Origin of the sequence: Dendronalium phyllosphericum CENA369 (assembly GCF_016056275.1) — a bacterium.
Taxonomy (GTDB): domain Bacteria; phylum Cyanobacteriota; class Cyanobacteriia; order Cyanobacteriales; family Nostocaceae; genus Dendronalium; species Dendronalium phyllosphericum.
Genome location: NZ_JAECZA010000019.1, coordinates 48,202 through 56,985 on the forward strand (window position 1 = coordinate 48,202; position 8,784 = coordinate 56,985).

Below are 8,784 nucleotides of genomic sequence, written 5' to 3' on the forward strand. Positions count from 1 at the left end.
CCATCTTTATTTTTTCTTAGTAAGATAATACCCGCCACCATCCCTTCTCCCAATTGCTTTTAAGTGAACTGTCTACTTAAAGTAACAGGTTTATGCACTGTGATCTTCTTTTTGTGGATAGAAATCATCTTTTTCTCGCGCAAATCGCCCAGTAACCTCGTGACGGTAACGCGAGTCGAACCAATTGCTTCAGCGATCGCTTGATGAGATAATTTCAGATCGATTGTGATGCCATCAGCACAAGGAACGCCAAAATCACGACAGAGAATCAACAGAAAACTCACCAATCTCGAACCCATATCTCGGTGAGCCAAAGTTTCAATCATCATCTCTGTTTGTAATATCCGCGAAGATAGACCCCGCAGCATTAACATTGATAATTCTGGATTTTCCTTAAGCGCTTGCTCGACTTGTTCGATTGGTGCTGACAGCAATTCAACAGGCGTAAATGCAACCGCGTGGTAAAAACGATCCGACTTGTTTCCTGTCAGCAGAGACAATACACCAAAAACACTATTTTCTCGCAACAGTGCTACCGTTATTTCCTCTCCTGCCTCATATACCCTGGAAAGTTTTACAGCACCCTTTAAAAGGAAATAAACTCGTTCGGCAGGATCTCCAGGAAAAAAGATCGTTTTATTCCGTTCAAACGTTTCCACAACTGGCGGAAACGCTCCGGTCGCCATCTGACGAAAAACATTTGCTAGGGCTTTATCTTGTGTCACGATCATCTCCCTTCCCCTACCCAATGCCGGAAAAACAAAAACTGATTACCTAAGAATACACCTGAAAAATCAATAAAGCACCGTCAACCTTTCTGTACTTTCCTATACTCAAACCTCCAAATTGATAGTTATTTGTTCATAATGATACATAATTTTTCATATTTTTAGCTAGTAGTTGTTATAGGTACTTGCACATTTGTAGTCGTCAGGTTTTTTGCCGAAAAATTTACGATATCTTAAGGAATATTTTGGGATTTTTTCATAGCAAACACACATCTCAATCATCATTTTTGCAATTTTTGTGCAAAGTAAACACAAACTCGCCTCATACCAAGTTGCATTGATACAACAGAAGTTAAAAATTAGCAGTTAAGAGTCAGGAGTTATTTTTTTATATCCCCATCTCCTTCATCCTCCTCATCCCCCTGATTCTCCTCATCCCCTTCAGACTTCAATTACTATCTTTGATAGTAAGTCGGCATCAGATTCTAGTATGCTCCTAATGATCGATCGCATTGAAAATTTCTATGCTTAATCTGACTGGAAAAAACGCTTTGGTCACAGGTATTGCCAATAACCGCTCGATCGCCTGGGGTATTGCTCAACAACTGCACAAAGCAGGGGCTAACTTGGGTATTACCTACTTGCCAGATGACCGAGGCAAAATGGAGAAAAAAGTTGCGGAATTAGTGGAACCTCTCAATCCCGGCTTATTTCTTCCCTGTGATGTTCAAAACGACGAACAGATTCAGTCTACCTTTGAAACTATCCGCGATAAATGGGGAAAGCTAGACATTCTCATCCACTGTTTAGCCTTTGCCAACAAAGACGATTTAAGCGGAGATTTTAGTCAAACTTCTCGTTCTGGTTTCAAGACAGCTTTAGAAATCAGCACTTACTCACTCGTGCAGCTAACTGGTGCGGCTAAACCGTTGATGACAGAGGGAGGTAGTATCATCACCCTGACATATTTAGGTGGCGTGCGGGCAATTCCTAACTATAACGTTATGGGAGTTGCCAAAGCGGGATTAGAAGCAAGCGTGCGTTATTTAGCATCTGAATTAGGGCCGCAAAATATTCGGGTGAATGCCATCTCAGCAGGCCCAATTCGGACTTTAGCATCTTCAGCAGTGGGAGGTATTTTAGACATGATTCATCATGTAGAACAAGTAGCACCCCTGCGACGCACTGTCACTCAAGAAGAAGTCGGTAATACTGCTGCTTTCTTATCCAGTGATTTAGCCAGCGGAATAACTGGGCAAGTCCTGTATGTAGATGCAGGATATGAAATCATGGGAATGTAAAATTGTGTATTAGGTACTGGGGATTAGGTATTAGGAAGAAAAACGCTCTTTGTATGAATTGAAATTCCTTCCCAGTCACCAGTCCCCAGTCCCAAGTCCCAAGTCCCCAGTCCCTAATCCCTATGCAAATAAGCGAACGCCAAATTACTCAAACTTCTCGAATTGCTTCTGTTCGCCGCACTACTGGTGAAACTGATGTGCAAGTTACCATCAACTTGGATGGTACAGGAATCTGTGTGGCAGCAACAGGGATTCCGTTTTTGGATCACATGTTGCATCAAATTGCCTCCCATGGGCTGATTGACTTAGAAGTTAAAGCACACGGAGACTGGGAAATTGATGACCATCACACCAATGAAGATGTGGGTATTACCTTAGGGCAAGCCTTCAGTAAAGCATTAGGCGACAGGAAAGGTATTGTCCGTTTTGGCAATTTTCTTGCGCCTTTGGATGAAGCTTTAGTTCAAGTAGCATTGGATTTTTCCGGACGACCTCACCTGAGTTACGGCTTAGAAATTCCTACCCAGCGCGTAGGAACCTATGACACCCAGTTGGTACGCGAATTCTTTGTAGCTTTAGTGAATCATAGCCAAATGACACTCCACATTCGTCAATTGGATGGCATTAATTCCCATCACATTATTGAAGCAACATTTAAGGCGTTTGCTAGAGCAACACGCATAGCAGTGGAGATTGACTCTCGTCGTGCTGGTACTATTCCCAGTTCTAAAGGAGTGTTGTGACGGAAGCGAGGATGAGGGAAATGAGGGAGATGAGGGAGATGAGGGGGATGAGGAAGTTAAATTCCTAGTCCTCAGTCCCCTGCTCCCCCTGCTTTCCTAACTCCCCACTCCCCATTTCCTACTTGGTTTGCCATAATTGACAAACCTAATGGTGGTGCTTGTTAGCTCTTTGGGTAAACTGCAATTAGTAAGCTGATATGCAGTTAATTTGCTGAAGTCGGAATTGGGAAGTTACTAGGAATCAAAATCCAAAAACCTCCTGTATTCTATTTGGCATACTAATTTGCGATCGCAAGTGTAACCTTGGTAATTGGTAAGTGGTAATTAAATCGAGATGAAGTCTGTAACAGGCCCTCCGCCAGCAGTTCTCACTTCTGAATTGCGAAAAGTCTATCTCACAGGCTTTTGGCTCAACCAAAAAATCGTATCTCTCAAAAATTGCTCTATAAAAGTTTACAAAGGCGAAACCTTTGGGTTACTAGGGCCAAATGGTGCTGGTAAAACTACGCTTTTAAAATTATTGTTGGGAATTATCCGCCCTACCTCTGGACGAGGACTTTTGTTTGGCAGACCGCTGGGCGATCGCGATGTCAAACAACGCATTGGCTACTTACCAGAAAATCCCTACTTATATGACTATCTCACGGGTTGGGAGTTTTTGCAGCTAGCTGCTGGGTTATTTAAAATTTCCCCGAATGTGCAACGTCAACGTATTCCCCAACTACTAGAATTGGTAGGTTTACCTCTAGCTGATGCCCGGAAAAAGCAGATGCGGCGCTACTCGAAAGGTATGCTACAGCGTGTTGGTATGGCACAGGCATTAATTAACGAACCAGAATTAATATTTCTGGACGAACCAATGTCTGGTCTCGATCCGGTGGGACGCTACCAAATGCGGGAAATTATCCTATCGCTGAAAGCCGCAGGCAAGACGATTTTTTTCAACAGCCATATTCTGAGTGAGGTTGAGCAAATTTGCGATCGCATCGCTATTCTTTCTCAAGGTGAATTAATTTGCTCTGGTTCTCTTAAGGAATTATTAGGCAGCGAAGATACATATTATGTCAAAGGTCAAGGCGGCGATCGCGAAGTTCTGAAAAAATGGATACCTAGTTTAGTTTTTCTGTCTGATGGCTCTTGGCAAGGTACGCTCCAAGAAGATTACTATGATTTTCTTGGTAGTCTCCGCTTGATGGGTGGACAAATCATTTCTATGAGCGTGTCCCGTAATTCCTTAGAAGAGTTTTTTATCCAACAAATACAACAGCAAAGCAAATCGGCGAACTTCGGGACTTCCAAATAAGTATCCGATCTGAGTTTTTAGAGTTTCCCTATTGCTCGCTTACTTTTATCTATAAAAAACTCTCACTTGATATCAAGTGAGAGTTTTGCTACGTGTCAGTTTTTGTGGACTATGGCGTTTTAAATGAGTAAATCTATATGACTTAACTATTGCACGCTGGATTGACAAAGCGATTGCAAAATCATGACGAAATTATGTCCTGAATTAGAGAATGATTCAAATTACAGGTAATTGTAAGGGCGAACGTAACAGCGCCCCTACCCATATACTTCATTTACTTGAAAAACGCTGTAGATTTTTAGTATAAATAACTTCAAATACTCAGGACTTTACTAGAACTTTTACTTATGTTAGGTAAAAATTTATTCATACTATAGAACATTGAATAAGTCTCTAAATCTCCACCCAAGAATTAATTTATACTAATAATTCCAGCAGTGCGATGCGATCGCTCGAATTTTCTACAAAAACACTTTGAGTATCTTCTGATTTACTCAAAGCACTGCCGCTATCATAAAGTCAGAACCAAGTCACAGTTATAGCAAAGTGCTGAGTCACCAAAGTTGCAGGGGAGGGAAACCACGCCATTTGCAAAGGCCGCCGGGGAACCCGAAAGGCGCAGTGGCTCCTCCTGGCAACTTCTCGCTGAGTATAAACCCAATGGTTGCCTAGTTTCTAGCAATCAATACTGTCCTAACCTTTGGTTAAATTCTATACATAGAGAAATATCTTAAGTTGACATTAGTAAAGGTAAAAAATGGTAACAGTAGTTGTCGTCATTAATATCCTCATCTCGCTCATACTACTTTATGTGGCTAGGCGAGTGTGGCAACTTAAGCAGCGGCTAGCATTCATCGCAGATAGATTAACTGCTTACGAACGTAATACCCATGCAGTGCTGTCTAACGCCCCTGTAAATATATATACTAGCCAGCGGAATCTTCAAAATTTGCGCCAAGGAAACCAAGGACTACAGGTACAAATTCAACAAGTGCGGCAAATTGTCAGCTTGTTATTTCTAGGACGAAACGTCTGGGGACTATCTTTTGGTAGGCGAGGGTATAAATTTGGTAAAAAGACAATTGCAAAATGAATTAATGAATAAAAGCAACATTTTTGGTTGAAATATTGTCACGATAAGTTAATTAGATAAAACCATTTGGGTCTTACAAGGGGAGCAAACCCACCTAAAATGGGTGTAAGGAGATAAACAATAAGATGTCTAATAACCGTTCTGGAGTATTTTTTGGCGGTTTGATGCTAGGAGCTACTATCGGTGCTTTGACCGGTTTATTGGTCGCTCCACGCACAGGACGCGAAACGCGTAAACTTTTGAAAAAATCTGCTGATGCCTTACCAGAATTGGCGGAAGATTTATCAACGAGCGTGCAAATCCAGGCAGACAGGATCTCTACTGGCGCACTACGAAACTGGGATGAAACTTTAGAAAGACTGCGAGAAGCGATCGCCGCTGGTGTAGATGCCAGTCAACGCGAAAGTCAAGTCTTGAAGCGGCAAAAAGTTCAAGAAGACTCAGATTCTCTTCCCCAACAAATAGAACACTCATAGATGGCATAACCGTGATCGATCCCCTGTTTTGGCTGGGACTATCAATACTCTTAGTCGCTACCAGTCTAACTGCTGTTTTAGTGGCGGCCATACCAGCTTTGCAGGAGTTAGCACGCGCAGCCCGTAGTGCAGAAAAGTTTTTTGATACGCTCTCGCGAGAATTACCACCTACTTTAAATGCGATCCGTACAACTGGCTTAGAAATCACTGACTTAACAGATGATGTCAGTGAAGGTGTCAAAAGCGCTAGTCAAGTCGTTAAGCAAGTTGACCAAAGTTTAGATGGTGCTAGAAAACAAGCTCAAAATATGCAAGTAGGGACGCGCAGCATTTTTGTTGGTGTCAAAACTGCCTGGAAAACCTTTACACGCCAAAAACCTGCAAGGCGAACAGTTGAACGTCTCCCCATAAATGAAACATCGCCGCTGACGTTGCGAGAACGAGAAGCACTCAGACAAGAAAATCGCCGTTCAAAGACAGAACCATATCGCACTAATGATACTTATGATGAGGCTTCTAATTGGGAAACAGATTTTGAAAATGAAGATTTTGTTTCAAAACCTACAGCCTCTGATGATTGGTACGAACAAGAATAGAGATTAATCAGGAGGCAGGAGGCAGAAGGCAGAAGGCAGGAGGCAGGAGGCAGGAGACAGAAGAAATCTTAATTCTTTCTCCCCTTGCTTCCCCTGCTCCCCCTGCTCCCTCATCTCCCTCATCTCCTCGTCTTTGCATCGTCGCGTTTCCCAATTGCTTAGACCCCTAGATTAGAGTAAAGTAAACAAGTGTAAAGAACTATCACTTTTGCCGTACTCTTTTAAAACAACTTGTTCACTTCTACCGTTGATATTTATATAGAAACGTCCATGCAGTTTTGTTTTTGGCGAAAACTTTTAGTATCCATTGTGGTATTTTTCTTAGCTGGGTCAATTTGGGTAATGCATTCTTCCCCAGCGCTGGCTTATGACAATCCGGAGTTGTTACCAGATACTTTCACCCCAGTTGTAGACTTAGCAAAATCTCTCACCGAACCGCAAGAAGAAAAACTCGTTCGAGATTTAGAGCAATTTGAGACGGATACTGGCTGGAAACTGCGAGTATTAACTCAGTACGATCGCACTCCAGGTCGAGCAGTCATAAAATATTGGGGTTTAGATGACAAGAGCATTTTGCTAGTTGCCGATTCTCGTGGTGGTAACATCCTCAGTTTCAGCGTTGGCGATGCTGTTTATGAACTTCTACCCCGGACTTTCTGGATAGAATTGCAAACCCGTTTTGGTAATCTATACTTTGTGCGAGAACAAGGTGAAGACCAAGCCATTCTGCAAGCTTTAGATTCAGTTAAAGGCTGTTTGCTCAAGGGTGGTTGTAATGTCGTTCCCGGACTACCACGAGAGCAGTGGATTCTCACTCTCGTTACCTCAGTCGCTGGAGGAATTATTTGTGGATTTGCAGCTCAACCCCGCCGTGAAGGACAAGTTTTAGCTTGGCAGTGGGCTTTAATATTCTCTCCTTTGTGGGGAATTTTGTTTATTGCTTTTGGTATTGGGCCAGTAGTGACGCGCACGAGTGACTGGCTACCGCTAGTTCGTAATATCTCTGGTTTTCTGATTGGCGCTTTGGTTGCTTACTTGTCTCCTATTTTCAGTCGGCCCTCTTCGAGTGCTGAGTCGTAATTAGAGACGCGATTAATTGCGTCTGTACAGGAGTTATATGGTGTTCGGCTAATCTATGCAGAAAGCCTGAAAACTCCGCTCCTCCGCCCCTCCGCCTCTGGAGCGGTCTTAATAGATAAGTCTTTAACCGGACACGATATTAGTAGAGGCGATCGCTCTTTTGCTCAATGGTCTAGTACCAATTTGTATATCTGGAGTGAATTATTAGATAAATATTTTCCCCCCTAAGTATGGCGATTATCCATACTTTTTCGTTTTTAAGAGAGATGATGGTAAGTGGAATCATGAATGCGTATTCATCATCTTAATTGCGGTTGTATGTGTCCGATTGGTGGGGCACTCTTCGACGGTTTTAGTCGCGGACTAACAGCCTGTCTGGTCTGCCATTGTCTGCTGGTCGAGACAAATGAGGGACTTGTTCTCATAGATACTGGCTTTGGTCAGCGCGATATCAAAGCGCCCTTATCAAGACTCAGTCCATTCTTCCTGAATTTAAATCGCATCCAGTTAGAAGAAAGATATACCGCGATCGCCAGAAAACGAATCCCGTGTGAACTGAAACTTCAGATTCACACTCCCAACGAAAATTGATCGCACTTGCAAAAATACCAATTCTCTAAAATCCGGCAACAAATTCAAACCCCGAAACCCGGATCGTGTTTAAATTTGTTAATTACGAATTACAAATTACGAATTACGAATTGGTATAAGTCCTGATATTTTTAGCTCAATCGTTATTAGCTTTTAACTCCTCACTCTCTTTACCTGATAAGCTGGGAGCTAATATCTCAAATCTAAATAGCAATGGAATGGCACGTAACTGATGCTGAAAGTTTAGCAATTATTGATAGCGAAATCGGCGATCATGTCTTTTCACCCGCAGAGTATGAAATTGTCCGGCGGGTAATATATGCTACGGCTGACTTTGAATATAAATCTTTAATTCGCTTTTCTGAGCGTGCCTTACAAGCTGGTGCAGCAGCATTAGCAGCGCGTACAACGATTGTGGTTGATGTACCGATGGTACAAGTAGGTATTGCCTACGACATTCAAAACACTTTTGCTAATCCAATTTATTGCAGTATGGAAGCTCTGACGCGTCCTCAGAAAGAAAAAACTCGTGCAGCTTGGGGAATTGAAACTTTAGCCAAGCGTTACCCAGAAGGTATCTTTGTGGTGGGTCAAGCACAAACAGCACTGACAGTACTAGTTGAGTTAATTGCAGCCGAAGAAATTCGACCTGCTTTAATTGTTGCTACTCCCGTGGAATTTGTGAGTGTGGATGCTGCTAAAGAAATCTTGCAAGATTCACTAGTTCCTCACATTACGATTGACAGTCGCAAAGGCAATGCAGTGGTAGCAGCTGCGATCGTCGATGGGCTGGTAGACTTGGCTTGGCAAGCTTATGGGCAAGAAGTGAGGTGATATGAATTGCTGAGGGAGATGGGGGAGATGGGGGAGAGG

10 protein-coding genes are annotated in these 8,784 nt (G+C 42.7%); 9 read left to right on the top strand and 1 reads right to left on the bottom strand.

What is annotated here, in order from left to right:
- Positions 1-59 precede the first annotated feature (59 nt).
- Complete coding sequence (ntcA, locus tag I8752_RS07415; protein WP_010998529.1) at positions 60-731, bottom strand: global nitrogen regulator NtcA; 672 nt, start codon at positions 729-731, stop codon at positions 60-62.
- Between the two features lie 521 nt (positions 732-1,252).
- On the opposite strand from ntcA, the gene fabI reads away from it, so the two are divergent.
- From fabI to I8752_RS07460, 9 genes are all read left to right on the top strand, one after another.
- Positions 1,253-2,029: an enoyl-ACP reductase FabI gene (gene fabI / locus I8752_RS07420; RefSeq protein WP_214431670.1), complete on the top strand. Its 777-nt coding sequence runs from the start codon at positions 1,253-1,255 to the stop codon at positions 2,027-2,029.
- A gap of 122 nt (positions 2,030-2,151) precedes the next feature.
- Positions 2,152-2,772: an imidazoleglycerol-phosphate dehydratase HisB gene (gene hisB, locus I8752_RS07425; RefSeq protein ID WP_214431671.1), complete on the top strand. Its 621-nt coding sequence runs from the start codon at positions 2,152-2,154 to the stop codon at positions 2,770-2,772.
- A gap of 334 nt (positions 2,773-3,106) precedes the next feature.
- Positions 3,107-4,075: an ABC transporter ATP-binding protein gene (locus I8752_RS07430; RefSeq protein ID WP_214431672.1), complete on the top strand. Its 969-nt coding sequence runs from the start codon at positions 3,107-3,109 to the stop codon at positions 4,073-4,075.
- 757 nt (positions 4,076-4,832) lie between these two features.
- Entirely contained in the window at positions 4,833-5,168 is a 336-nt protein-coding gene (locus tag I8752_RS07435) for a hypothetical protein (RefSeq protein WP_214431673.1), read from the top strand.
- A 125-nt stretch (positions 5,169-5,293) separates the two neighbouring features.
- Positions 5,294-5,644, top strand: a complete 351-nt coding sequence (locus I8752_RS07440; RefSeq protein WP_214431674.1) for a YtxH domain-containing protein — start codon at positions 5,294-5,296, stop codon at positions 5,642-5,644.
- A gap of 11 nt (positions 5,645-5,655) precedes the next feature.
- Positions 5,656-6,240 carry a DUF948 domain-containing protein gene (locus I8752_RS07445; protein ID WP_214431675.1) on the top strand — a complete coding sequence of 195 codons (585 nt, stop codon included), beginning with the start codon at positions 5,656-5,658 and terminating at the stop codon, positions 6,238-6,240.
- Positions 6,241-6,510: 270 nt separating this feature from the next.
- Complete coding sequence (locus tag I8752_RS07450; protein WP_214431676.1) at positions 6,511-7,320, top strand: TPM domain-containing protein; 810 nt, start codon at positions 6,511-6,513, stop codon at positions 7,318-7,320.
- Positions 7,321-7,608: 288 nt separating this feature from the next.
- Positions 7,609-7,911 carry an MBL fold metallo-hydrolase gene (locus I8752_RS07455; protein WP_225895498.1) on the top strand — a complete coding sequence of 101 codons (303 nt, stop codon included), beginning with the start codon at positions 7,609-7,611 and terminating at the stop codon, positions 7,909-7,911.
- Between the two features lie 213 nt (positions 7,912-8,124).
- A complete protein-coding gene (locus tag I8752_RS07460) occupies positions 8,125-8,745 on the top strand; it encodes a precorrin-8X methylmutase (RefSeq protein ID WP_214431677.1) in 621 nt (206 codons plus the stop codon).
- Positions 8,746-8,784: the final 39 nt, after the last annotated feature.

Bases quoted from the DNA above. Each gene is read 5' to 3' on its own strand.
- I8752_RS07450 (WP_214431676.1), top strand. From the start codon at position 6,511: ATGCAGTTTTGTTTTTGGCGAAAACTTTTAGTATCCATTGTGGTATTT.
- I8752_RS07460 (WP_214431677.1), top strand. From the start codon at position 8,125: ATGGAATGGCACGTAACTGATGCTGAAAGTTTAGCAATTATTGATAGC.
- I8752_RS07430 (WP_214431672.1), top strand. From the start codon at position 3,107: ATGAAGTCTGTAACAGGCCCTCCGCCAGCAGTTCTCACTTCTGAATTG.
- I8752_RS07455 (WP_225895498.1), top strand. From the start codon at position 7,609: ATGCGTATTCATCATCTTAATTGCGGTTGTATGTGTCCGATTGGTGGG.
- fabI (WP_214431670.1), top strand. From the start codon at position 1,253: ATGCTTAATCTGACTGGAAAAAACGCTTTGGTCACAGGTATTGCCAAT.
- I8752_RS07435 (WP_214431673.1), top strand. From the start codon at position 4,833: ATGGTAACAGTAGTTGTCGTCATTAATATCCTCATCTCGCTCATACTA.
- hisB (WP_214431671.1), top strand. From the start codon at position 2,152: ATGCAAATAAGCGAACGCCAAATTACTCAAACTTCTCGAATTGCTTCT.
- ntcA (WP_010998529.1), bottom strand. From the start codon at position 731: ATGATCGTGACACAAGATAAAGCCCTAGCAAATGTTTTTCGTCAGATG.
- I8752_RS07440 (WP_214431674.1), top strand. From the start codon at position 5,294: ATGTCTAATAACCGTTCTGGAGTATTTTTTGGCGGTTTGATGCTAGGA.